This window comes from Serratia sp. CY52157 (genome assembly GCF_052168495.1).
Taxonomy (GTDB): Bacteria; Pseudomonadota; Gammaproteobacteria; order Enterobacterales; family Enterobacteriaceae; genus Serratia; species Serratia ureilytica.
On sequence record NZ_JBJNMO010000006.1, the window covers coordinates 59065 to 82965 of the forward strand.

24 protein-coding genes are annotated in these 23901 nt (G+C 61.7%); 10 read left to right on the forward strand and 14 right to left on the reverse strand.

Annotated features, from left to right (window positions below; genetic code table 11):
- Nucleotides 1–114 precede the first annotated feature (114 nt).
- The 3 genes from ACJ8IP_RS18935 to ACJ8IP_RS18945 all read left to right on the forward strand — a co-directional run bounded on the left by ACJ8IP_RS18935 (nucleotide 115) and on the right by ACJ8IP_RS18945 (nucleotide 1894).
- Nucleotides 115–774, forward strand: a complete 660-nt coding sequence (locus tag ACJ8IP_RS18935; protein ID WP_164107102.1) for a 7-cyano-7-deazaguanine/7-aminomethyl-7-deazaguanine transporter — start codon at nucleotides 115–117, stop codon at nucleotides 772–774.
- Between the two features lie 41 nt (nucleotides 775–815).
- Entirely contained in the window at nucleotides 816–1250 is a 435-nt protein-coding gene (locus ACJ8IP_RS18940) for a GNAT family N-acetyltransferase (protein WP_089192362.1), read from the forward strand.
- An 80-nt stretch (nucleotides 1251–1330) separates the two neighbouring features.
- The gene (locus ACJ8IP_RS18945) at nucleotides 1331–1894 is read left to right on the forward strand and encodes a DcrB family lipoprotein (RefSeq protein WP_025304887.1); all 564 of its coding nucleotides are present in this window, start codon (nucleotides 1331–1333) and stop codon (nucleotides 1892–1894) included.
- 34 nt (nucleotides 1895–1928) lie between these two features.
- Here the strand turns inward: ACJ8IP_RS18945 and glpC are convergent, their stop codons facing one another.
- From glpC to glpA, 3 genes are read right to left on the reverse strand one after another with little or no spacing between them, the layout of a single operon-like run.
- On the reverse strand, nucleotides 1929–3128 hold the full coding sequence (gene glpC / locus ACJ8IP_RS18950) for an anaerobic glycerol-3-phosphate dehydrogenase subunit GlpC (RefSeq protein WP_033645005.1): 1200 nt from the start codon (nucleotides 3126–3128) through the stop codon (nucleotides 1929–1931).
- Nucleotides 3125–4393 carry a glycerol-3-phosphate dehydrogenase subunit GlpB gene (gene glpB / locus ACJ8IP_RS18955; protein ID WP_164107112.1) on the reverse strand — a complete coding sequence of 423 codons (1269 nt, stop codon included), beginning with the start codon at nucleotides 4391–4393 and terminating at the stop codon, nucleotides 3125–3127. The genes glpC and glpB overlap by 4 nt, the downstream gene beginning before the upstream one ends.
- Nucleotides 4383–6032 carry an anaerobic glycerol-3-phosphate dehydrogenase subunit A gene (gene glpA / locus ACJ8IP_RS18960; protein ID WP_033645008.1) on the reverse strand — a complete coding sequence of 550 codons (1650 nt, stop codon included), beginning with the start codon at nucleotides 6030–6032 and terminating at the stop codon, nucleotides 4383–4385. Before glpA ends, glpB begins: the two co-directional genes overlap by 11 nt.
- Nucleotides 6033–6396: 364 nt before the next feature.
- Here glpA and glpT point away from each other — a divergent pair, with 364 nt between their 5' ends.
- Both glpT and glpQ read left to right on the forward strand, forming a co-directional pair.
- Nucleotides 6397–7752 (forward strand): glycerol-3-phosphate transporter, encoded by a 1356-nt coding sequence (gene glpT / locus ACJ8IP_RS18965; RefSeq protein WP_033645009.1) that lies wholly within the window; start codon nucleotides 6397–6399, stop codon nucleotides 7750–7752.
- An 82-nt stretch (nucleotides 7753–7834) separates the two neighbouring features.
- On the forward strand, nucleotides 7835–8914 hold the full coding sequence (glpQ, locus tag ACJ8IP_RS18970) for a glycerophosphodiester phosphodiesterase (protein WP_025304882.1): 1080 nt from the start codon (nucleotides 7835–7837) through the stop codon (nucleotides 8912–8914).
- Nucleotides 8915–9108: 194 nt separating this feature from the next.
- Here the strand turns inward: glpQ and yigL are convergent, their stop codons facing one another.
- Together yigL and pldB are read right to left on the reverse strand one after the other, a co-directional pair.
- Nucleotides 9109–9906: a sugar/pyridoxal phosphate phosphatase YigL gene (gene yigL / locus ACJ8IP_RS18975; protein WP_033652427.1), complete on the reverse strand. Its 798-nt coding sequence runs from the start codon at nucleotides 9904–9906 to the stop codon at nucleotides 9109–9111.
- A 4-nt stretch (nucleotides 9907–9910) separates the two neighbouring features.
- Nucleotides 9911–10954, reverse strand: a complete 1044-nt coding sequence (gene pldB / locus ACJ8IP_RS18980) for a lysophospholipase L2 (RefSeq protein WP_038874116.1) — start codon at nucleotides 10952–10954, stop codon at nucleotides 9911–9913.
- Between the two features lie 147 nt (nucleotides 10955–11101).
- On the opposite strand from pldB, the gene rhtB reads away from it, so the two are divergent.
- Nucleotides 11102–11722, forward strand: a complete 621-nt coding sequence (gene rhtB / locus ACJ8IP_RS18985) for a homoserine/homoserine lactone efflux protein (protein ID WP_033645013.1) — start codon at nucleotides 11102–11104, stop codon at nucleotides 11720–11722.
- A gap of 48 nt (nucleotides 11723–11770) precedes the next feature.
- Here the strand turns inward: rhtB and rhtC are convergent, their stop codons facing one another.
- Nucleotides 11771–12391, reverse strand: a complete 621-nt coding sequence (gene rhtC / locus ACJ8IP_RS18990) for a threonine export protein RhtC (protein ID WP_060660075.1) — start codon at nucleotides 12389–12391, stop codon at nucleotides 11771–11773.
- Nucleotides 12392–12403: 12 nt separating this feature from the next.
- Nucleotides 12404–14236, reverse strand: a complete 1833-nt coding sequence (gene recQ / locus ACJ8IP_RS18995; RefSeq protein ID WP_046688049.1) for an ATP-dependent DNA helicase RecQ — start codon at nucleotides 14234–14236, stop codon at nucleotides 12404–12406.
- A gap of 199 nt (nucleotides 14237–14435) precedes the next feature.
- On the opposite strand from recQ, the gene ACJ8IP_RS19000 reads away from it, so the two are divergent.
- On the forward strand, nucleotides 14436–14906 hold the full coding sequence (locus ACJ8IP_RS19000; protein WP_033645017.1) for a thioesterase family protein: 471 nt from the start codon (nucleotides 14436–14438) through the stop codon (nucleotides 14904–14906).
- A gap of 66 nt (nucleotides 14907–14972) precedes the next feature.
- The gene (gene rarD / locus ACJ8IP_RS19005) at nucleotides 14973–15860 is read left to right on the forward strand and encodes an EamA family transporter RarD (RefSeq protein WP_164107104.1); all 888 of its coding nucleotides are present in this window, start codon (nucleotides 14973–14975) and stop codon (nucleotides 15858–15860) included.
- A 16-nt stretch (nucleotides 15861–15876) separates the two neighbouring features.
- On the opposite strand, the gene corA is transcribed toward rarD, so the two are convergent.
- On the reverse strand, nucleotides 15877–16827 hold the full coding sequence (gene corA / locus ACJ8IP_RS19010) for a magnesium/cobalt transporter CorA (RefSeq protein WP_004934262.1): 951 nt from the start codon (nucleotides 16825–16827) through the stop codon (nucleotides 15877–15879).
- A gap of 446 nt (nucleotides 16828–17273) precedes the next feature.
- On the opposite strand from corA, the gene ACJ8IP_RS19015 reads away from it, so the two are divergent.
- Nucleotides 17274–17747 carry a WbuC family cupin fold metalloprotein gene (locus ACJ8IP_RS19015; RefSeq protein ID WP_025160392.1) on the forward strand — a complete coding sequence of 158 codons (474 nt, stop codon included), beginning with the start codon at nucleotides 17274–17276 and terminating at the stop codon, nucleotides 17745–17747.
- A 43-nt stretch (nucleotides 17748–17790) separates the two neighbouring features.
- On the opposite strand, the gene uvrD is transcribed toward ACJ8IP_RS19015, so the two are convergent.
- The 6 genes from uvrD to lptM all read right to left on the reverse strand — a co-directional run bounded on the left by uvrD (nucleotide 17791) and on the right by lptM (nucleotide 23468).
- Nucleotides 17791–19953, reverse strand: coding sequence for a DNA helicase II (gene uvrD, locus ACJ8IP_RS19020; protein ID WP_025304874.1), 2163 nt, complete (start codon nucleotides 19951–19953; stop codon nucleotides 17791–17793).
- Nucleotides 19954–20031: 78 nt separating this feature from the next.
- On the reverse strand, nucleotides 20032–20748 hold the full coding sequence (gene yigB, locus ACJ8IP_RS19025; RefSeq protein ID WP_033636653.1) for a 5-amino-6-(5-phospho-D-ribitylamino)uracil phosphatase YigB: 717 nt from the start codon (nucleotides 20746–20748) through the stop codon (nucleotides 20032–20034).
- Nucleotides 20748–21659 (reverse strand): tyrosine recombinase XerC, encoded by a 912-nt coding sequence (xerC, locus tag ACJ8IP_RS19030; protein ID WP_072626504.1) that lies wholly within the window; start codon nucleotides 21657–21659, stop codon nucleotides 20748–20750. Before xerC ends, yigB begins: the two co-directional genes overlap by 1 nt.
- Nucleotides 21656–22369, reverse strand: a complete 714-nt coding sequence (locus ACJ8IP_RS19035; protein ID WP_033645022.1) for a DUF484 domain-containing protein — start codon at nucleotides 22367–22369, stop codon at nucleotides 21656–21658. The genes xerC and ACJ8IP_RS19035 overlap by 4 nt, the downstream gene beginning before the upstream one ends.
- Nucleotides 22366–23190 (reverse strand): diaminopimelate epimerase, encoded by an 825-nt coding sequence (gene dapF / locus ACJ8IP_RS19040; protein WP_004934244.1) that lies wholly within the window; start codon nucleotides 23188–23190, stop codon nucleotides 22366–22368. The genes ACJ8IP_RS19035 and dapF overlap by 4 nt, the downstream gene beginning before the upstream one ends.
- Nucleotides 23191–23261: 71 nt before the next feature.
- A complete protein-coding gene (gene lptM, locus ACJ8IP_RS19045) occupies nucleotides 23262–23468 on the reverse strand; it encodes an LPS translocon maturation chaperone LptM (protein WP_080273427.1) in 207 nt (68 codons plus the stop codon).
- Between the two features lie 78 nt (nucleotides 23469–23546).
- Between lptM and cyaY the strand changes: the two genes are divergently transcribed.
- Nucleotides 23547–23867 (forward strand): iron donor protein CyaY, encoded by a 321-nt coding sequence (gene cyaY, locus ACJ8IP_RS19050; RefSeq protein ID WP_094141601.1) that lies wholly within the window; start codon nucleotides 23547–23549, stop codon nucleotides 23865–23867.
- Nucleotides 23868–23901 lie beyond the last annotated feature (34 nt).

Genomic DNA, 23901 nt, shown 5'->3' on the forward strand with positions numbered 1-23901 from the left:
ATTTAACCATTGCATTGGTTGCGCAAACGCGTATCATGCCGCCGCGCAGCGTTTTTTGCTGTTTTGACAAGACACACTGGGTTCCCTCACCCCACTGCTAAAAAGGCTACAAGTATGTATTCGTTTACCGCACAGCAGCGCTTCACGGCGTTGGTCTGGCTTTCGCTGTTTCATATCGCCATCATTACCTCCAGCAACTACCTGGTGCAGCTGCCGATCAGCGTTTTCGGCTTCCATACCACCTGGGGCGCCTTTACCTTCCCGTTTATCTTTCTGGCGACCGATCTGACCGTGCGCATCTTCGGCGCGCCGCTGGCGCGGCGCATCATCCTGGCGGTGATGGTGCCGGCGCTGTTCATCTCCTACGTGATCTCCACCGTCACTTATCAGGGAGAATGGCAGGGTTTCGCCGCGCTGAGCAGTTTTAACCTGTTCGTGGCGCGCATCGCGGTGGCCAGCTTTATGGCCTATGTGCTCGGCCAGATCCTCGACGTACACGTCTTCAACCGCCTGCGTCAACGCAGCACCTGGTGGGTGGCGCCGGCGGCGGCGATGTTCCTCGGCAACATCAGCGACACGCTGGCGTTCTTCTTCATCGCCTTCTATAAGAGCAGCGATCCCTTCATGGCCAACAACTGGGTGGAGATCGCGCTGGTGGATTACAGCTTCAAGGTGATGATCTGCCTGCTGTTCTTCCTGCCGATGTACGGCGTGTTGCTGAACATGCTGCTCAAACGCATCGCGGCGCGCAGCGGCAGCCTGCAGCCGGGCTGAGTCGTGTTATTCTGGGCGGCCTTATCCTTTGGAGGCCGCTCATGACCCCAATCATCCGCACCGCCACGCTCGAAGAAATCCACCGCCTTTACCAACGCATCCCCGAATTCGGCGGCCTGCACAGCCTGGCCGACCTGCAGCAACGTATCGGCGCCGCCCCCACCAGCCTGTTGATCGCCGAGATAGACGGACAGCCGGCCGGTTTCAAACTCGGTTATCAACGGCAGGAAACGGTGTTTTACAGCTGGCTGGGCGGCGTGCTGCCGGCATTCCGTCGCCACGGCGTGGCGCAGGCCTTGTTGGCCGAACAAGAGCGCTGGGCGCGGGCGCAAGGCTATCGCCAACTGACGGTCAAAACCCGTAACCGGTTCCGCGCCATGCTGACGATGCTGCTCGCCCATCACTATCAGATTGTTCATCTGGAAAAGAAAGGCGAAGTGGCTGATTATAGGCTATTACTGGAAAAAAACTTGTGACAACATCTGCCTTGCATTTCAACCTGGAATAGGTTGCGATACGACAGTGAATCCCTACCGGAAAGGAAGAAGGAAGCCCGATGCGTAAAGTAGCGAAATTGATGGGTATCAGCCTGCTGGCGCTTGGCCTCGCGGCCTGCGACGGCAACACCAAAGACACCAAGGCAGCGCCAGACGGCGCGGCGGCCAGCGCGCCGGCCGGGCAGCAAGTCAGCCTGCTGGACGGTAAACTGGCGTTCACCCTGCCGGTCGGCATGGCGGATCAGAGCGGCAAGCTGGGCAACCAGGCCAACAACATGCATGTTTACGCAGACAGCACCGGTCAGCGCGCAGTGATCGTCATCTTGGGCGACAAGACCGCCGACAGCCTGGAGACCCTGGCCAAGCGCCTGGAGAACACCCAGCGCGCGCGTGACGCCAACCTGCAGGTGATCACCAACAAAGCGCTCGACGTCAACGGTGTGCCGCTGCGTCAGCTGGACAGCATCATCACCAGCGGCGGCGAGAAAGCCTATTCTTCCGTCCTGATCGGTTCGCTGAACAACAACATGCTGACCATTCAGGTGACGCTGCCGGCGGACAACCAGCAGCAGGCGCAGACCGAAGCCGAAGGCATCATCTCCACCCTGAAACTGAAGCAGTAATCCCGCAGGGGCCGGTTCGCCGGCCCCTGAGTCTTTATGCCAACGCCTGCGCCAGCAGGGTGATCGGGTGTTCGCAGCGTTTGCTGGTGGACATTTCGATCTGCCACTTGCAGGTCTCGCAGTCGGTCACCACCAGATCCACTCCGCTCTCTTCTATCTGCCGGAACAGCGGCGCGCCAATGCCTTGCGACGTGGCGTAGTTCTCCGATTTGAACCCGTAAGTGCCGGCGATGCCGCAGCACTGCGAATCCAGCACCACCAGCTCCAGCCCCGGTATCTGCCGCAGCAGCTCCAGGGTATAGGCGGTCCAGCCCATCTTCTCCATATGGCAAGGCGTGTGATAAGCCACCCGCAGCGGCGTGCGCTTGAGCGGCAGGCTGCGCCCCTGATTGATCAGGCGATAGAGATAGCGCGTCGCCAGCTCCACCCGATCGCGCACCGCAGTGGTGTCTACGTCCAGCAGATGAGGGTATTCGTCACGCAGGGTGAAGGTGCAGCTCGATGAGGTCGCCACCACCGGAATGCCGCGCTCCAGCACCGTTTCCTGCAGCGATTCGGCATTGACCCTGGCCTGCTTTTTAGCCTGCTCGATAAATCCGTTGGCGATCAGCGGCACGCCGCAGCATTTCTCGCGTTTCAGCAGCTGCACGCCGATATCCAGCGCGTTGAACACCCGGACCAAATCCTTGCCCAGCTGCGGGTGGTTATAGTTGACGAAGCAACCGTGGAAGAATGCCACCTGCTCGGCGTAACGCTGCTGAGCCTGCGCCTGTTGCCGGTACCAGCGGCGGAAGGTGCCGAAGGAATATTTCGGCAGTTCGCGCCGGTGGTCGATCTTCAGCGCCTTGTCCAGCAGCTTGCGCACCGGTTTCAACCCGGTGGCGGCGTTGACGATCGGCGCAAACGGCGTCGACAGCGATCCCATGATATCGGTATGGCTGAGGATGGCATCGCGCAGCGTCGGCTTGCTCTGGGCGAAGTCGGCGCGGGCGCGCTGAATGATGTCGCCGATTTTGACGTCGGACGGGCAGGCCACTTCACAACGCTTGCAGTTGGTGCAGTATTTCAGCGCTTCGTCGTACAGCGCCGGGTCTTTCAGCCGCAGCCGCTCGCCGTCCGGCCCCGCCTGTTTCGGCCCCGGGTAGAGCGGGTTCACTTTGGCGACCGGGCAGTAAGTGGTGCAGACGGTGCATTTGATGCAGCTTTCAAAGCTGTGGTCCCGATGCAGGCTCATACGTTCTCCTCCGCGGCGATCTGCTGCGCGACGTGCAGCGCGCCGATCAATGACACGCCGGCGCCGCAACCCTGCTGCAGCGGATCGTAGCCGCCGGCGACCGCGCCGATGGCGTACAGGTTGTCGAACGGCACTCCCTGCTTCATCGCCCGCAACCTGCCGTCGGTACGCACGCCGAACTGCAGGTAAGGCTGCGGCGCGAACAGCTCACGTCGGCTCCAGTCGGCGCGATCCGCCCGACTGTGTACGTCCAGCCCGAAGATCGGTTCGCGCACCCCGTCGAAATCGGCCGCCAGCCCATTGCTGAAGAAGCTGCCGCTGGCCAGCACCACCTGCTGCGCCCGCAGCGGAATATCGCCGTGGTTGCGGGTGTACAAACCGGTGACGCGGCCGGCCTCGCTCTCGGCGCGCAGCACGCTGTCGCCCGGCATGAAAACGCCGCCCAACTGCTGGAAACGCCGCCGCAGCGCCTGATGCAAGCGCATGCCGGGCACCGAAGGCGGCAACGTCGGCAGCAGTCGGATCGGCTTGCCGACCGCATCCTGCAACACCGCCAGCGACGCGTCGTCCTCCAGGCCCAGACAGGCCGGCAGGAAGAGCGCCTCGGCCTCGCCCGCCAGCCGCCGCAGTTCTTCGGCCATCGGCGGCAGGCTTTCCATCAAATCCAGTACCCGGGCGATGTTCACCGCACGAAACTCGCTGGGATTATTGCGCAATCTGTCCAGCGCCGGCATGTGCAGATAGGCCACGTCCGTCTGCACGCCGAGCTCGCGGCTCAGGGCGTCGGCGGCCATCTGCGGTTGGAAGTCGAGGAACCCTTCGATGCCGATCACCGCAATGCGCCGCCACGGCAGTTGGCCGGTCAGCGGCAGCGTCGGGATCGCTTGCGGGCTGAGCCAGGTGGCGCGGCGCGTGCCGAGCGGCGTAATGCGCAGATGGTTGTTCACCCCCTCGCCCTGCAGATTCAGCCCGCAGCGTTCCAGCAGCCGCTGCGCGGCGGCGGACAGCGCCGCCACCCGGCCGGGCCCGATCAGGGCGTACGGATGCTGCGGCGCCTGTTGCGCCAGCTGCGGCAACGCCGCCAGCGGCATCTCGACCGGCGTGCCGTCCGGCAATCTCGCCAGCAGATCGAGCGAGCCGGAGGAGAAGTAGAGCGCGCTCTGGCCAGAACTGACCACCGCGCAGCGCTTGCCCTGTTCGGCCACGGCAATGGCGCAGCTCAGGCCCGCCAGACCACCGCCAATCACCACGACGTCAAATCGCATCATCCGCCTCCTGCTCCTGGTCGGCCTGGGCTTCAAGCCCGCATAATCCCTGGTAAACCCAGCTGGTGAATTCGCTCTCGCGCAGCGCATCGCCCCAGGCGATCGGCCGTACGCCTTTCCAGCGTTCGTTGAGGAACTGCGACAGCTGCGCGATGGATTGCTGCGGCGTGCTGACGTTAAAGCGCGTCAACAGCCCGGCGGCGCGGCAGGCGCAGAGTTCGCCCTGGCAGGTGCCCATGCCGACACGGGTGCGGCGGCGCAGATCCACCAGGTTATTGACGGTCAGCGAGTTGACCGCATAGCGCACTTCCCCGGCGGTCACCGCCTCGCATTCGCACACCAGGCTGGTGTCGAGCCTATCGGCCGCCGGCACCTGGCTGGCGCGATCGCCGTGGCGGTAAATTGCCGAGCCGCGAATGCTGGCGGGCAGAGAAACCACGCTGCGCACCGTTTCCTCCGCCGACTGACGGGATCCGGGCAGCGCGTCCTGCGCGGTGGTGCACGGACTATTTACGCCGAGCTTTTCGCATACCTTGTCGGTGGCCCACTCCGCCATCAGGCGGTAGGTCATCAGCTTGCCGCCGGTAATGGTGATAAACCCTTCCAGCCCGTCGCGGGCGGCGTGATCGAGCAGCACGATGCCGCGGCTGACGTTGCGCCCGCTGGGATCGTCGTCGCTGGCCACCAGCGGCCGCACCCCGGCATAGGCGCGCAAAATGCGGGTCTGCGCCAGGGTGGGCGCCAACAGCGCCCCTTCGCGGATCAGAATGTCCACCTCCTGCGGGGTCACCAGCATGTTGTCAATTTGGTCGTAGTCGATATGGGTCGAGGTGGTGCCGATCAGCGAGATGGTGTCGCCTGGCACCAGGATGTCGGCGTCCGCCGGTTTGCGGCAGCGGTTGATCACCATGTTGTTGATGCGATGGCCGAGGATCAGCAGCGCTCCCTTGGCCGGGAACATACGGATGCGCAAATCGGCGTATTCGGCGATCTGCTGGCCCCAGATACCGGCGGCGTTGACCACCACCGGCGCGTGCAGCTCATAGCGCCGCTGATTCTGATGGTCGTAAACGCGCACGCCCGTCACCCGATCGCCGCTGCGCAGCAACCCCACCACCTGATGGTAGGTCAGGATCTGCGCGCCGTGCTCGCGCGCGTCCAGCATATTGGCGGCGGTCAGCCGGAAGGGATCGACGGTGCCGTCCGGCACCCGCACCGCGCCGATCAGCGCCGGGTTAGCCGCCGGCTCCAGCCGCAGCGCCAGCTGCGGGTCGATCGCTTCGGCGTCGATGTCGGCCTGGCGACAGGCGGCGATAAACTGCTGCTGATAGTCCAGCGAGTCTTGCGGCAAGGTGATGAACAGCCCGTCGGTGCGCTCGATACAGTGATGCGCGATGCGTTTCAGGATGCGGTTCTCTTCTATGCATTCGCGCGCCGACTCGCCGTCGGTCACCGCATAGCGCGCGCCGCTGTGCAGCAAACCGTGGTTGCGGCCGGTGGCGCCGGTGGCGATGTCGTGGCGCTCCAGCAAAATGCATCGCAAGCCGCGCCGCGCACAGTCGCGGGCAATGCCTGCGCCGGTGGCGCCGCCGCCGATGATGATCACATCCGTTTCGCCGCCGTCAAAATAGCTGCTCATGTCGCTCCCTCAGGATCGGTAGTTATGAGCCTATTGAGCCACGGTTATTGGGGTCTTTGTTTGATAAGGAACAATAACGAACATGAAACGAAATAAAAATGTCCACAAAAAACCATCAATGTGATCATAATCACGATTTTTGGACGTTTTTCTATTTCATAACGTTAACGAATCGCTCAAAATCCGCCGTGGTTTCATGAAAGTGTAACAATTGCGCCATTCGTCACAGCGACACCAGGCGTATTTGATGACAATGGCGCTCGTTATGGAACACAAAAACACCACATTCGATATCCGCTCAATCATCAAATGAACGTAAAAGGTCATATTGATGTGATAACAGATAAAGCCATCGGAGGCGCTCATGTTGAGTATTTTTAAGCCGGCCGCACACATCGCCCGTGTGCCGAGCGATAAGGTAGACCCGCTCTACCGTAAGCTGCGCTGGCAAATTTTCCTGGGGATCTTCTTCGGTTACGCCGCCTACTATCTGGTGCGTAAGAACTTCACCCTGGCCATGCCTTACCTGATCGAACAAGGCTTCAGCCGCGGTGACCTCGGCTTCGCGCTGTCGGGCATCTCCATCGCCTACGGCTTCTCCAAATTCATCATGGGTTCGGTCTCCGACCGTTCCAACCCGCGAGTGTTCCTGCCTGCCGGCCTGATCCTGGCGGCGGCGGTGATGTTGTTCATGGGCTTCGTGCCGTGGGCAACCTCCAGCATCGCCATCATGTTCGTCCTGCTGTTCCTGTGCGGCTGGTTCCAGGGCATGGGCTGGCCGCCGTGCGGCCGCACCATGGTGCACTGGTGGTCGCAGAAAGAACGCGGCGGCATCGTCTCCATCTGGAACTGCGCCCACAACGTGGGCGGCGGCCTGCCGCCGCTGCTGTTCCTGCTGGGCATGGCCTGGTTCAACGACTGGCACGCGGCGCTGTACATGCCGGCCTTCGGCGCCATCCTGGTAGCCCTGATCGCCTTCGGCCTGATGCGCGACACCCCGCAATCCTGCGGCCTGCCGCCGATTGAAGAGTACAAAAACGACTACCCGGACGACTACAGCGAAAAAGACGAAGAAGAGCTGACCGCCAAGCAGATCTTCATGCAGTACATCCTGCCGAACAAGCTGCTGTGGTACATCGCGGTCGCCAACGTGTTCGTCTACCTGCTGCGTTACGGCATTCTGGACTGGTCGCCGACCTACCTGAAAGAAGTGAAGCACTTCGCGCTGGACAAGTCTTCCTGGGCCTACTTCCTGTATGAATACGCCGGTATCCCGGGCACCCTGCTGTGCGGCTGGATGTCGGACAAAGTGTTCAAAGGCAACCGCGGCGCCACCGGCGTGTTCTTCATGACGCTGGTGACCATCGCCACCGTGGTGTTCTGGATGAACCCGGCCGGTAACCCGACCGTGGACATGATCTGTATGCTGGTCATCGGCTTCCTGATCTACGGTCCAGTGATGCTGATCGGCCTGCACGCGCTGGAGCTGGCGCCGAAGAAAGCCGCCGGCACCGCCGCGGGCTTCACCGGCCTGTTCGGCTACCTGGGCGGCTCGGTTGCGGCCAGCGCCATCGTCGGTTACACCGTAGACTTCTTCGGTTGGGACGGCGGCTTCATGGTGATGATCGGCGGCGGCGTGCTGGCGGTTATCCTGCTGCTGCTGACCATGCTGAACGAGAAGAAACACCACGCGGAAATCGCTGCCGGCAAGCGCGGCTAACCGTCACACGACTTTTGCATGATTTAAAGGCCGCCCTGCGGCCTTTTTACTACCCTGCCCCCAACAACACGGAGAAAACGGAATGCGGACTCAAGTCAAAGCCCTGCTGACAGGGATCATTCTCGCCACCTCAATGGTCAGCGCCGCGCAGGCGGCGGACAAAGTGGTGATCGCCCACCGCGGTGCCAGCGGCTACCTGCCGGAACACACCCTGCCGGCGAAGGCGATGGCCTACGCGCAAGGCGCCGATTACCTCGAGCAAGATCTGGTGATGACCAAGGACAACGAGCTGGTGGTGCTGCACGACCATTACCTCGATCGCGTCACCGACGTCGCCGAACGTTTCCCGAACCGCGCACGCAAAGACGGCCGTTATTACGCCATCGACTTTACGCTGGCGGAGATCAAATCGCTGAAGTTCACCGAAGGCTTTGACATCGAAAACGGCAAGAAGGTACAGGGCTACCCTGGCCGCTTCCCGATGGGCAAATCCGACTTCCGCGTCCACACCTTCCAGGAAGAGATCGAATTCGTACAGGGTCTGAACCATTCGACCGGCAAAAACATCGGCATCTATCCTGAAATCAAAGCGCCTTGGTTCCACAAGCAGGAAGGCAAAGACATCTCCAGCAAAGTGCTGGCGGTGCTCAAGCAGTACGGTTACACCGGCAAGAACGACAACGTCTACCTGCAGTGCTTCGACGCCAACGAGCTCAAACGCATCAAGAACGAGCTGGAGCCGAAGCTGGGCATGGATCTGAAGCTGGTGCAGCTGATCGCCTACAACGACTGGCAGGAAACCTACGAGCAGAAAGCCGACGGCAAGTGGGTGGAATACGACTATGACTGGATGTTCAAACCGGGCGCGATGAAGAAAATCGCTCAGTATGCCGACGGCATCGGGCCGGACTACCACATGCTGGTGGTGGCGGATCAATCCAAGCCGGGCCACATCGTTCTGACCGACATGGTGAAAGAAGCGCACGCCAGCAAGCTGGCGGTGCATCCGTTCACCATTCGCGCCGATGCGCTGCCGAAGTACGTGACCGACGTGAACCAACTGTATGACGTGATTTACAACCAGGCCGGCGTCGACGGCGTGTTCACCGACTTCCCGGACAAGGGCGTGCAGTTCCTGCAGAAGCAGGGCCAGCACAAGTAATAACAAGGGCGCCGCAAGGCGCCCTTGGATTGCTGACAAAGGAGGAAAAAGCGTGGTTTTTCCTCCTTTGTGGATATCAGTCGAAAATCAATAAATTGATTTTCCTTATTTTTTAGCTATTGCCTGCTGTAAGCTCGGCAACGTCATCCGGTTTATCATTTACTTTAAGGGCGCCGCAAGGCGCCCTTGTTATTTCAGAGGAACATCTTGCGCAGGTAGTGCGGCACCGCGTTATCGGCATTGGAACCGATCACCTCCAGCTCCGGCAGCATATCCTTCAGGCGCTGATGCGCATCGCGCATGATGCAGCCCTTGCCGGCCATCGACAGCATCTCCAGATCGTTCATGCCGTCGCCGAAGGCGATGCACTCTTGCAGCGTATAACCGATGATCTTGGCCACTTCTTCCAGCGCATGCCCTTTCGACACGCCGCCCGCCATCACTTCCAGGCAGGTCGGGAACGAGAAGCTGACGTTGACCCGATCGCCCCAGCGGGCGTTGATGGCGTCTTCCACCTGCAGCAACCGCTCGTGGTCTTCACAGGTGAAGTAAACCTTGCAGACGCCGTCGGTTTCCAGCAGGCCCGGCTCGAACAGCTGATATTTGAACACCGACTCCTGGAAGAACTCTTCCTGCTCCGGGCTTTCGCGGTTGGTAAACCAATCGTCGTTGCGGTAGACGTTGGTGGTGATCTGCGGATCGTCGTGCAGCATGCCGTACAGATCGCGGGCGATATCCCCGTCCAGGTTATGGCTGAAGATCAGCTCGCCGGCCGTGTTGTGCACCCGCGCGCCGTTGGAGGTGATCATAAAGGCGCTGATTTCCAGGCTGTCGCGGATCTGCGCCACGTCGATGTGGTGGCGGCCGGTGGCGAACACGAAATGCACGCCGCGCTGGGTCAGCAACTTCAGCGTTTCTTTGGCGTACGGCGACAGGGTATGGTCGGGAGACAGCAGCGTGCCATCTAAATCGGAAGCGACGACGTGATACATAGCGTTATGTTCTAACCTCTGATGGAGTTGTCGGCGGCAGCGCGCCGCCTAAGTGTTGAGCAAAGAAGCGCAGGATTGCGTTCAGTGCTTCGGCGCGCATCGCGTCCCGCTCGAACAGGATCTCATGGCGTGCGCCGTTGATAACCCACGGAAGCCCCCCTTCGCAAGGGCGCCCCGCGTCTGACAGAGCCTGACAAAAAGCCTGGTGCGAACGGTTGTCGACCACCCGTTCTTCACCGGCCTGCAAAAGCAACAGCGGCGTTGTGATGTTCCCGGCCTGCGCGATGATCTGCCGGCCGGCGCGGATGCTCTCACGCACCCAATGGTAAGTCGGCCCGCCCACCTGCAGCTCGGGATAGTCGGCGTAATAACGCAGGCTGCGCCGGTAGCGCTCGCGGCTGTGGGTCAACACGTTGACCACATAGGGCAGCGGACGCCACTGGCCGGTGCCCACCGCGTAATAATCACGGATCGCCGGGCGTGTCTCCACCCAGTCGAGAATGCGGTCGGCCAGCCAGCCCGGCATCGGCAGCTGGATGCCGAACATCGGCGCGCAAAACGCCGCCGCGTCGAACGCCTGCGGCCGGCGCTGCAGGAACTGCGCCAGGATCGCGCCGCCCATCGAATGCGCCAGCGCGAAACGCTGCCGGTAACCGCGCGACTCGACCTCGCGCAGCCACAGCTGCTCGAAATCGTCCACGTAGTCGGCAAAGTTTACCACATGACCGCGGTGCGTATCCGCCAGTAAACGCCCGGAGCGCCCCTGGCCGCGATGATCGACGATCACCACGTCGTAACCGCAGTGGAACAGGTCGTAGGCCACCTCAGGGTATTTCACGTAGCTTTCGATGCGGCCGGGGCTGACCACCACCACCCGCTGATGCCGCGCGGAACGGAAGCGCACAAAGCGGATCGGCACGCCGTCCACGCCGCTGAACTCGCCTTCTTCGCGCTGCCGCCAGAAATCCAGCAGCGGCCCGGTGGCGAAGGCAGCGAACTGCGTTTCACGCGTTAACCAGTCATCGGAGCTGAGAGTGAACGAGGTCATCGAGAGCGTTTTCCCTGTGGAGCCGGCGGAAAATGTGACCGCTGGCACAAGAAATCATACTAGCGTATTGTGATTCAATTCTGACAAAAAACGGCGCCGCCTCGGCGCATTGTGGCACAAAACGACACTTTCAGGGAGCCGAGAACCATGACCTTGGACTGGTGGTTAACCTACCTGCTGACCACGCTTATCCTTAGCCTCTCCCCCGGATCCGGCGCCATCAACACCATGAGCACCGGCATCAGCCACGGCTATCGCGGCGCCGCCGCGTCGATCGCCGGGCTGCAGGTCGGGCTGAGCGCGCACATCGTGCTGGTGGGCATCGGCCTCGGCGCGCTGATATCGCAATCGCTGCTGGCGTTCGAGCTGCTGAAATGGCTGGGCGCCGCCTACCTGGTGTGGCTCGGCATCCAGCAATGGCGCGCCGCCGGCGCGCTGGATCTGCATGCGCTGGCGGGCAGCATGCCGCGCCGCCGCCTGTTCCGCCGCGCGGTGCTGGTCAACCTGACCAACCCGAAAAGCATCGTGTTCCTCGCCGCGCTGTTCCCGCAGTTCATCTTGCCCCATCAGCCGCAGGCCGAACAGTATCTGGTGCTCGGCGTCACCACCGTGGTGGTGGATATTCTGGTGATGATCGGTTACGCCACCCTGGCGACGCGCATCGCCGGCTGGCTGAAGACCCCGCGTCAAATGCAGCTGCTCAACCGGGTGTTCGGTTCGCTGTTCATTTTGGTGGCGGGGCTGCTGGCGACCGCCCGCAAAGCCTGACAAAAAAGGCCGGGCATCGCTGCTCGGCCTTGGGCATTTCACTGCCGGTTAGCGGGTAAAGATCAGGTGTAACCCGAAGCCGGTAAACAGCACGCCCGCCATCCCGTCTATCCACTTGGCCAACCGCTGATAACCGCGGCGCATCGCCGGCAGCGCGAACACCACCGCCACCAGGCTGAACCAGACGAAGGTCTCGGCGACGATCAGCAAGAACAGCCCCCAGCGCGCCCCGGCGCCGACGCTGTCGCCGACGAACAGCGAGAACACGCTGCCGAAATAGATCACCGCTTTCGGGTTGGACAGGTTGGTCAAGAAGCCGCGAATAAAGCTGCGCCCGGCCTTCGGCAACGCCACCTGGGCCTCCGCCGCCGGCGGAGCTTGCTGCGCCCGCGCGGAACGCAGCAGTTGCCACCCCATCCAGCACAGGTAAATGCCGCCGCCGACCATGATTATCTGATGCAGCCAGGCCATCTTCTGCAGGATCAGATGCAGCCCCATCAACGCCACGCCGGCCCATACCACGATGCCGAGCGAAATGCCGACCACGCCCATCATCGCCTCGCGGCGCGAGCGGCTGGCGGCGGTCTGCGACACGAAAAAGAAGTCCGGCCCCGGGCTCATCAGCGCAATCAGATGCACCAGCGCCACGGTGAGAAACAGCATCAGCATGATTTATCGCCCTCAGTCTTCGTCATTGTCGAGATGATCGCGGATCATCGCCATAAAGGGCGCGCCGAAACGCTCCAGTTTGCGCTGCCCCACGCCGTTGACGCTCAGCAGATCGCCGGCCTTGATCGGCATCTGTTCGGCCATTTCCAGCAGCGTGGCGTCGTTGAACACCACGTAGGGTGGAATGTTTTCTTCGTCGGCGATCGACTTGCGCAGTTTGCGCAGCTTGGCGAACAGCTTGCGATCGTAATTGCCGCCGTAGGATTTCTGGTTGGCGCTACTGCGCGACTTCAGGCTCTGAATGCGCGGCACCGCCAGCTGCAGCGCCACCTCGCCGCGCAACACCGGACGCGCCGCCTCGGTCAATTGCAGCGCCGAGTGCATGGCGATGTTCTGGGTGATAAAGCCCAGGTGGATCAGCTGACGCAGCACGCTGGTCCAGTGCTCCGTGGTTTGATCGCGGCCGATGCCGTACACCGGCAGCTTGTCGTGACCGTATTCGCGAATGCGCTGATTGTTGGAGCCGCGCAGCACTTCCACGATGTACCCGAGGCCGAAGCGCTGGCCGACGCGGTACACGCAAGACAGCGCCTTGCGCGCGTCCTCCAGCCCGTCGTAGCGCTTGGGCGGATCGAGGCAGATATCGCAGTTGCCGCAGTTTTCGTGCTTGCCTTCGCCGAAGTAGTTGAGCAGCACCAGGCGACGGCAGGTTTGAGCCTCGGCGAAAGCGCCCATGGCGTTCAGCTTGTGACGCTCGATGTCCAGCTGTTGCCCGGCGGGTTTCTCCTCCAGACAGCGGCGCAGCCAAGCCATGTCGGCCGGATCGTACAGCAGGATGGCTTCGGCCGGCAGGCCGTCGCGCCCGGCGCGGCCGGTCTCCTGATAATAGGATTCGATATTGCGCGGGATGTCGAAATGCACCACAAAACGCACGTTGGGTTTGTTGATGCCCATGCCGAAGGCGACGGTGGCCACCACCACCTGCAGATCGTCACGCTGGAACGCCTCCTGCACCTGGGCGCGGCGATCGTTGTCCAGCCCCGCGTGGTAAGCGCCGACGCTCAGCCCGCGGCTTTGCAGGCGCGCGGCGGTGTCTTCCACCTTGGCGCGGCTGTTGCAATAGATAATGCCGCTCTTGCCGCGCTGATCCTGCACGAAGCGCCACAGCTGGTCGAGCGGTTTGAATTTTTCCACCAGCGTGTAGCGGATGTTCGGTCGGTCGAAGCTGCTGACCTGCACCAGCGGATCCTGCAGCGACAGCAGACGCACGATATCGCCGCGCGTGGCTTCGTCGGCAGTGGCGGTCAACGCGATCACCGGCATCGACGGGAAGCGCTGTTTCAGCTGACCCAGCGCGCGGTATTCCGGCCGGAAGTCGTGGCCCCATTGGGAGATGCAGTGCGCCTCATCCACCGCCAGCATCGCCGGCGGGCAGTGATCGAGCAGGTTGAGGAAGCTTTCCATCATCAGCCGCTCCGGCGCGATGTACAGCATCTTGATGGTGCCGTTGCGGCAGCCGGCCATGACGTCCAGCTGCTCCTCGCGGGTTTGCGTCGAGTTGTAGCAGGCGGCGGAAACGCCGTAGGCCAACAGTTGGTCGACCTGATCCTTCATCAGCGAGATCAGCGGAGAAACGACCAGCGTCAGGCCGTCCATCACCAGCGCAGGGATTTGGTAACACAACGACTTGCCGCCGCCGGTCGGCATCACCACCAGGCAATCCTGCCCGCCGATCGCGGCATTGATAATCGTTTGCTGCCCCGGACGGAATTGCTGGTAGCCGAAGGTATCGCGCAATACCTGCTCGGCCAGCAACTCTCTGTTAATCACTGCTGCGGTTGACACACACTTCCCCATTTTTTCATCGGTACACACCCACCGGGTATGATTACACAATATCGTTCAGCATGACACCAACGCGCACGTGACTCTTTTGCCTAAACGGGCTGGCAAGCAACAAAGGTTAAGCATAAAATCAACATTCCATTAACCTGGACTGACCAGTTAGCTCCCTTAAAACGCAAAAGAAAAACGGAAACCCGCTATGTCGACAACACCACTGACCCTGGAAGCCGCCCGCCGCAAGATCGGCGAAATTTTTGTCTACCACATGCCGTTCAACCGCGAGCTTGGCCTGGAGCTGCGCCGCTTCGACGATGACTACGTCGAGCTGAGCTTCACCAACCAGCGCAAGCTGGTGGGCAACGCCGCGCAGGAAATTCTGCACGGCGGCGTGATCGCCGCCGTGCTTGACGTCGCCGCCGGGCTGGCCTGCGCCGGCGGCGTGCTGACGCGCCTGGAGCCGCTGGTCGAAGAGGAGATCGCCGCCAAGCTGTCGCGCATGGGCACCATCGACCTGCGCGTCGACTACCTGCGCCCCGGCCGCGGCGAGCACTTCGTCGCCTCCGCCAGCGTGCTGCGCAGCGGCAACAAAGTCGCCGTCGCGCGCGTAGAACTGCATAACCACGACGGCCTGCATATCGCGACCGCCACCGCCACCTACCTGGTCGGCTGATGATTGTGTGCGGTGAGCGTCTTCAGTACACTCACCGCATCTTAAGTTCCCCACCAGAGTGACGTCATGGACGCAAAGCAAACGCGTCAGGGCATTTTCTTTGCCCTGGCCGCCTATTTTATGTGGGGCATCGCCCCGGCTTATTTCAAACTGATCCAGCAAGTGTCCGCGGATGAGATCCTCACCCACCGGATCATCTGGTCGTTTTTCTTCATGCTGGCGCTGATCACGCTGGGCCGCAACTGGCCTAAAGTGCGCGCCGCCTGCCAAAATCGCAAACGGCTGCTGTTGCTGGCGGTCACCGCGCTGTTGATCGGCGGCAACTGGCTGCTGTTCATCTGGGCGGTGAACAATCACCATATGCTGGAAGCCAGCCTGGGCTACTTCATCAACCCGCTGGTTAACGTGCTGTTGGGGATGCTGTTTCTCGGCGAACGTTTCCGCCGCATGCAGTGGGTGGCGGTGGCGCTGGCGTTCACCGGGGTGCTGGTGCAGCTCTGGCAGTTCGGGTCGTTGCCGGTCATCGGTCTGGGGCTGGCGTTCAGCTTTGCCTTCTACGGCCTGCTGCGCAAGAAAATCGCCATCGACGCGCAGACCGGCATGCTGATTGAAACGCTGTGGCTGCTGCCGGTAGCGGCGGCCTATCTGTTCCTGTTCGCCGACAGCCCCACCAGCCACCTGAGCGCCAACCCGTGGTCGCTGAACCTGCTGCTGGTCGCCGCCGGCATCGTCACCACCGTGCCGCTGCTGTGCTTCACCGCGGCAGCTACCCGGCTGCGCCTGTCGACGCTCGGTTTCTTCCAGTATCTCGGCCCGACGCTGATGTTCCTGCTGGCGGTCACCTTCTACGGCGAGACCGTCGGCCAGGACAAGCTGGTGACCTTCGGCTTTATCTGGGCGGCGCTGCTCCTGTTCACCCTCGACGCGCTCTATACCCAGCGCAAGCTGCGCTGAGCCCGGCGCCGCCGGGTTACAGCCAGTTCTTGCGCTTGAAGTACAGGTAAGGGGCCAGGCCCGCCAGAATCATCAGCGTGATCGCCCCCGGGTAGCCGAACGACCATTTCAGTTCCGGCATGAATTCAAAGTTCATGCCGTAGCTGGAAGCCACCAGCGTAGGCGGCAGGAACACCACCGACACCACCGAGAAGATCTTGATGATGCGGTTCTGTTCGATGTTGATGAAGCCCATCGCCGCCTGCATCAGGAAGTTCACCTTCTGGAACAGCGATTCGTTGTGCGGCAGCAGGGATTCGATGTCGCGCAGCACTTCACGCGCCTGCTCCAGCTGGCCGGTCGGCAAACGCGCCTTGCGCACCAGGAAGTTGAGCGCGCGCTGGGTATCCATCAGGCACAAACGCACCTTCCAGCCGATATCTTCCAGCTCCGCCAGCGTCGAGAGCGCGGCGTCGTATTCGTCGCCCTGATGCCCTTCCATGATCACCCGGCTGAGCTGTTCCAGATCGCTGTAGATATTCTCTATCTCGTCCGCCAGCTGTTCAATCTTGGTCTCGAACAGATCCAGCAGCAGTTCGTAAGCGTTGCCTTCGAGCATCGTCTGGTTGCGGGCGCGCATGCGGTACAGGCGGAACGCCGGCAGTTCGCGCTCGCGCAGGGTATACAGACGCCCGTCGCGGATGGTGAACGCCACCGTGGAGTTGCCGGCGTGATCTTCCGCATCTTCAAAGTAGAAGAAGGAGTGGATATGCAGACCGTCTTCGTCTTCGAAGAAACGGGCGGAGGCTTCGATGTCGTCCAGTTCGGGACGCGTCGCCAGGCTTTGTCCCAGCTCATTCTGCACGCGCTCACGCTCGCCCTCTTCCGGCTCGACCAGATCAACCCACAGCGATGACGTGAGATCATCTGAGTCGTCCAGTTCCAGACGGGACAAGCGGCGGTTATCTAATTTAAAAGCGCTCAGCATGTGCCAAAACTCCGTGAAGGTAACGGGTGCGGACAACGCGTTGAAGCACAGAAACAGAGGGAGATACGTATCACCGATTTGTTTCAGACCATGAAGAGATCTGACTCATAGCGACACTTTGCGGGGTCGCCGACAACCACGAAGGCTATCAGCAAAAACGGAGAGCCTTAGAAGTTATACCTGCGGCGCAGGTCAGTGAGCCAGTATCTACTGGGTGTGTCCAAGGCGTCTGTCCTCAATGATAATAGTGCGCGCATGTTACGCCGAGAAGAAAAAGCCTGTCAACACGTTAGGCGGGATAATTGCGCAACAAATCATCACGATGATCAATAGCAGAAATGGGGCTTAAACCGTACTGAAAAAGTCGCGGCGATCGCTTACCGCCACCAAGAATGTTGCTAAGATGACATCACCCTAATGGTACGACAAGCATGCGGATTTAAATGATGAAACAGATTACCGCCCATGAACTGACCGCGATGAGCGAACAGGCCGCCAGCGTGGCCCGCCTGCGCGCGCACCGCACCTTACACGAAGAGCTGAGCGACCCGGTGCAACGCCTGGCTATCGCCATGGAACCCGGCACCTATATCCGCCCGCACCGCCACCCGCAAACCTGGGAGCTGCTGACGCCGCTGCGCGGCCGCTTTGTGGTGCTGCAGTTCAACGATGACGGCGTCGTAACACAGCGCACCCTGCTTGGCGAAGAAACCAAAGTGCTGGAGATGCCGGCCTTTACCTGGCATGCGGTGCTGTCGGTCGATGCCGGCGGCGTAGTGTTCGAAGTGAAGCAGGGCCCGTATCAGGCGCTGACCGAAGAAGACTGCATGCAGTGGGCGCCGCAGGAAGGCGGTGAAGGCACCGAAGCGGTGATGCGCTGGTATGCCACCGCACAGGTCGGCGACCGGTACCCTCACTGATCGTGAAAGGTTGCAGGGGCTGGCCCCTGCAACGCCTCTCTCTTTATACCGTTTCCAAACGCGCGTAGGCCGCCACCAGCCATTTGATGCCCTCACCCGGGAAGGCGATCTGCAGCCGGCTGTGCTCGCCGCTGCCCTCCAGATTGACGATGGTGCCTTCGCCAAACTTGGGATGACGCACGCGCTGGCCCAGCTTGTAACCGGTGTCGTTCTCGCTGATCGGCGTGCCCATGCGGCGGTGATTGACCGGGCGCGAAACGCTGGCGCGCAGGCGCACTTCTTCCACGCACTCCTCCGGCAATTCGCCGATAAAGCGCGACGGCCGGTGATAAACCTCTTTGCCGTACAGACGGCGCGTTTCAGCATAGGTCAGAGTCAGCTTCTGCATGGCGCGCGTCACGCCCACATAGGCCAGACGGCGCTCCTCCTCCAGACGGCCGCCTTCGTCCAGCGACATCTGGCTCGGGAACATGCCTTCTTCCATGCCGACGATAAACACCAGCGGGAACTCCAACCCCTTGGCTGAGTGCAGGGTCATCAGCTGCACCGCGTCCTGATAGGCGTCGGCCTGGCCTTCGCCCGCTTCCAGCGCCGCGTGCGACAGGAATGCCTGCAGCGGCATCAGATCCTGATCTTCTTCCTGATAGCTGAACTGGCGCGTCGCCGTCACCAGTTCCTCAAGGTTTTCGATGCGCGCCTGTCCCTTCTCGCCCTTTTCCTGCTCATACATAATGAACAGCCCGGAGTCGCGGATCACCCGATCGGTCTGCACGTGCAGCGGCATATCGGCGGTTTCATGGGCCAGCGACTCCACCAGCTCGATGAAGCGCTGCAGCGCCGACGCGGCGCGGCCGGCCAGAACCTTGTCCTGCATCAGTTCGCGCGTCGCCTGCCACAGCGTCAGCTGGCGATCGCGCGCCGCCTGGCGTACCACGTCGAGGGTGCGATCGCCGATGCCGCGCGTCGGGGTGTTGACCACGCGCTCGAAGGCCGCGTCGTCGTTGCGGTTGGAGATCAGGCGCAGGTAAGCCAGCGCATCCTTGATTTCCTGACGTTCGAAGAACCGCTGGCCGCCGTAGATGCGGTACGGCATCGCCGTCTGCAGCAGCGCCTCTTCCAGCACGCGCGACTGGGCGTTGCTGCGGTACAAAATGGCGCAATCGTTCAGCGCGCCGCCGTTGTCTTGCCAGGTCTTGATGCGGTTGACCACAAAGCGCGCTTCGTCGAGTTCGTTGAAGGCGCAGTAGAGGGAAATCGGCTCGCCTTCGCCGCCTTCGGTCCACAGGTTTTTCCCCATGCGCCCGTCGTTGTTGGCGATCAGGGTGTTGGCCGCTTTCAGGATGTTGCTGGTGGAACGGTAGTTCTGCTCCAGGCGGATGGTTTCCGCGCCGGGGAAATCCTTCAGGAAGCGCTGGATGTTTTCCACCTGCGCGCCGCGCCAGCCGTAGATCGACTGGTCATCGTCGCCGACGATCATCACGTTGCTGTTGCCGCCCGCCAGCAGGCGGATCCAGGCGTACTGGATGCTGTTGGTATCCTGGAATTCGTCCACCAGCACGTTGGTGAAACGCTCGCGGTAGTGGTTGAGGATATGCGGCTTGTTCAGCCACAGCTCGTGCGCGCGCAGCAGCAGCTCGGCGAAATCCACCAGCCCCGCGCGATCGCAGGCTTCCTGATAGGCCTGATAGATGCGCAGCCAGGTGGCCTCTACCGGGTTGTTGTAGGTCTCGACGTGCTGCGGGCGCAGGCCTTCGTCTTTCTTGCCGTTGATGTACCACATCGCCTGACGCGGCGGCCACTGTTTCTCGTCGACGTTCAGCGCCTTGATGATGCGCTTGAGCAACCGCAACTGGTCGTCGCTGTCGAGGATCTGGAAATCCTGCGGCAGGTTGGCTTCCAGATGATGAGCGCGCAGCAGGCGGTGCGCCAGACCGTGGAAAGTGCCGATCCACATGCCGCCCTGGCTGGTGCCGATCAGATGTTCGATACGGTGGCGCATTTCCGCCGCCGCCTTGTTGGTGAAGGTCACCGCCATGATCGAATACGGTGAGCAGTTCTCCACCGACAGCAGCCAGGCGATGCGATGCACCAGCACCCGCGTCTTGCCGCTGCCCGCTCCGGCCAGAACCAACAGGTTGCTGCGCGGCGCCGCCACGGCTTCACGTTGTTTTTCATTCAGGCTGTCGAGCAGATCGGAGACGTCCATAGGCACCACTAATGGTTAAGGAAAAACCCGCCGGCGACGGGTTTTTCACTGGAAATTTATACAGAGTTCTGGCAGGGATTATAACAATGCTGTCAGCGATGCCAACTGCGAAATCTCAATATGCGGCAGCAGGCGGCTGTCGGCGGCCTGCATCAGGCTGCGTTGCCGATCGTTGATCCAACAGGCCTGCAGCCCCGCGCGCAGCGCGCCGGCCACGTCGGTGGTCAGATCGTCGCCCACGTGCAGGATCTGCTCGGGCGCCACGCCCAGCCGCTCGACGGCCAGGTGATACATGTCCTGATACGGCTTGGCGCGCCCGTCCGGCCCGGAACGCAGCACAAACTGAAAGTAGCCGTCCAGGCCGCACTGCGCCGGATCGGCGTTGCCGTTGGTGATCGCCACCAGCGGGTAGCGCGCCGCCAGCGCCTTCAGCGTGGCATGGGTCGCTTCCGGCACTTCGATACGGCTGCGCCACAGCGCGAAATTCTGCATCGCCGCATCGGCCCCGATCGCCGCTTCGGCGTCGCGCAGCCCCTGCCGGCTCAACGCCAGATGAATGGCGCGCCAGCGCCACTGGGTGACGTCGTGGTAGATCTCCGGATCCTGCTCGCGCAGTTCCTGGCGCAGGCGGTGGAAATCCGCCGACTGGAAGCCGTTCAGACCGGGATGGTAGCTCTGCAGGAAGGCCACCGACTGCTGCTCGGTTTGCCGGATCACCGGACGGTTGTCATACAGCGTGTCGTCCAGATCGAAAGTCAGCGCCGCCAGCGGGCGCAGCGGGCGATAAAAATGCATCAGGATTTCCCCCGTTTGGCGCGCGGATGCGCGGCATCGTACACGTTCGCCAGATGTTGAAAGTCGAGGTGGGTATAAATTTGCGTGGTGGTCAGGTTGGCGTGGCCGAGCAGCTCCTGCACCGCGCGCAGATCGCCGCTGGACTCCAGCATATGGGTGGCGAAGGAGTGGCGTAGCTTGTGCGGATGGATATGGCTATTGACGCCCTGCTTCACGCCCCATTCGGCGAAGCGTTTTTGCACGTTGCGCGTCGAGATGCGTCGCCCCTGATTGGACAGGAACATGGCGTCGTCCTGCGGCCCAAACAGATCGCGCATCGCCAGCCAGTGTTCCAGCCAGGTGACGGCGGTGCGCCCAATCGGCAGTTTGCGTTCTTTGCTGCCTTTCCCCATCACCCACACCTCGCCCGCCGCCATATCGACATGGCGGCAATCCAGCCCCACCAGCTCGGAGAGGCGCAGGCCGGCGCCGTACATCACCTCCAGCATGGCGCGATCGCGCACCGCCAGCGGATCGTTGAGATCGATCTCCAGCAGCTGGTTCATTTCATCGACGTCGATGTTTTTCGGCAGATGGCGGCCGCTGCGCGGCGTGCGGATGCCCTTGGCGGGGTTGGCGTGCAGCACGCCCTGGCTGACCAGCCAATCGAGGAAGCTACGCAACGAAGAGAGCCGCAGCGCCAGGCTGGCGGACTGCAGACCGGCGCGTTTGCTGCGCGCCGCCAGCATGCGCACCCGGGCGGCGTCCAGCGTCGTCCAGTCGGTGACGCCGATCTCCTGCGCCAGGCGCATCAGCGCCGTCAGCTGGTGTGAATAGCTGAGCTGCGTCAGCGGGCTGAGTTGCCGTTCTACCTTGAGATAACGCAGAAAAGCGTCCACCGGCTGCTGCAGGCTGGGCGCAATCGGCGTCATGCGCGTTCGATCCAGCGTTCCAGCAGCGCCGGCAGCATGCGCGCCAGCTGATTGAGCATCACCGTACCCATGCCTTGCTGATAATGTTGCGTATCGCGGCTGCTGAAGATCACCATGCCCAGCTCGCCGTCGTCGCCCAACATCGACAGCGCCACCGAGCCAATTTGGCCAATCTGTTTGGCCTGCGGCAACAGCAGCAGCAGCTCGGGGCCGTTCAGGCTGCCGAGATAGTGTTGTTCGCTGCCCAGCCGCTGAATGCGGAACGGCTCGAACGCCGAACGCGTCAGCGCCAGATGGGTGAAATCGGAAGGCGCGCCGATATTCCAGCGCTCGGCGAACAGCCGCACCGTGGCGCCGGCCAAACCGAAGCCGCGCGCCCAGCGCTGCAGCCGGTTTAGCATATCCTGCAGGCTGTCGGCGGTGGCCAGATCGGCCTGCAGGTGCAGCAGCCTGGCGAACAGCCCTTCGTTGGCGCTGGCCTGCTCCATCAACAGCGTGATCTCTTCTTCCAGCCGTTCGATGTGATTGCGCTGGCGAGCCAGATGCCATTCCACCAGCGAAACGGTGCCGCGCACCGGGTGAGGCACGCGCATCTGCTCAACCTGGCGCGCGTTGCGAATAAAGAAATCCGGGTTCTGCAGCAGGTACTGCATCACGGCGTCGTCATCCAGCGCCAGGCCGGCGACGCTCTGTTCTTCTACGCTTTTCATAGATGAATAAATCCGTCATAGACATGGGTTGCCGGACCGGTCATAAACAGCGGATTGCCCGGCCCTTTCCAGCGAATATGCAGGCTGCCGCCCGGCAGTTCTACATGCACCTCTTCTGACAGCAATTCCTGTTGGATCCCGACCGCCACCGCCGCACAGGCGCCGCTGCCGCAGGCCTGCGTTTCACCGGCGCCGCGCTCGTAAACGCGCAGCTTGATGTGATCGCGGCTGACCACTTGCATAAAGCCGATGTTGGCCCGTTCCGGGAAGCGCTCGTGCCCTTCCAGCACCGGCCCAAGCAGCTCCACCTTGGCGGTTTTTACATCATCCACCTGCAAAACACAATGCGGGTTGCCCATCGACACCACGCCGCACAGCACGGTATGTTCCGCCGCGCGCATGATGTAGGTCTTTTCCGCCTTGGCGGCGCGGAACGGCACCGCCTGCGGATCGAAATTCGGCTCACCCATGTTGACGCACACCAGATCGTCGTCGGTGACGCTGAGCACCATGCGCCCGGTTTGGGTGCTGACGCGGATATCGCGCTTGTTGGTCAACCCTTTCAGCCGCACAAAGCGCGCGAAACAGCGCGCGCCGTTGCCGCACTGCGCCACTTCGCTGCCGTCGGCGTTAAAAATTCGGTAGTGAAAATCCAGCTCGGGATCGTAAGGCGGTTCTACCACCAGCATCTGGTCAAAGCCGACGCCCAGGTGCCGATCGGCCAGCCGGCGGATCAGCTCAGGTGAAAAATAGACATTCTGTGTAACGGCATCGACCACCATAAAGTCGTTGCCCAGACCGTGCATTTTGGAGAACTGCATATCATACTCCGCTATCTGGACGCGCTATCCGTCTTGATTTTGCGGCGGCGCTCGCCACCGCAAACCGGGTGTTACTGGGCAACCATCGACGGTTTTTGCTGAGAGCCAGACTGCTCCTGCTGGTTCTTTTGCACCTGATCGCCCGTTTGCACCGGCGGTTTGGCCGGTTTTTGGCCGGCGGAGTCGGCAGGTGGGAAGTAAAGCGGGCCTTTCAGACCACAGCCGGCGAGGCCGGTAACCAGAACGGCCATCAGCGCATAGCGTAGTTGTTTTTTCATTTGCATTAATGCCTGTAATTCATGCGTCCAAGGTCTCTATAATCGCAGGTGGATCATGAAAAGCAATAGGAATTGAATATGAACGACAGTGAGTTTCACCAGTTGGCCGACCAGCTGATGCTGAATATTGAAGAGACACTGGACGATTTTGACGGCGATGCGGATATCGATTACGAAACCAATGGCGGCGTGATGACGCTGAGCTTCGAAAACGGCACCAAAATCGTCATCAACCGCCAGGAGCCGCTGCACCAGGTGTGGCTCGCCACCAAGGCCGGCGGTTACCACTTCAACTACCGCGACGGCGTCTGGGTATGCGATCGCAGCGGGCAGCCGTTTTACCAACTGCTCAGCGAAGCGGCCAGCGCGCAGGCCGGCGAGGAACTGCGTTTTTCCTGAGGCTAAGCAGGGCTCGGCAACCGAGCCCTTGCGG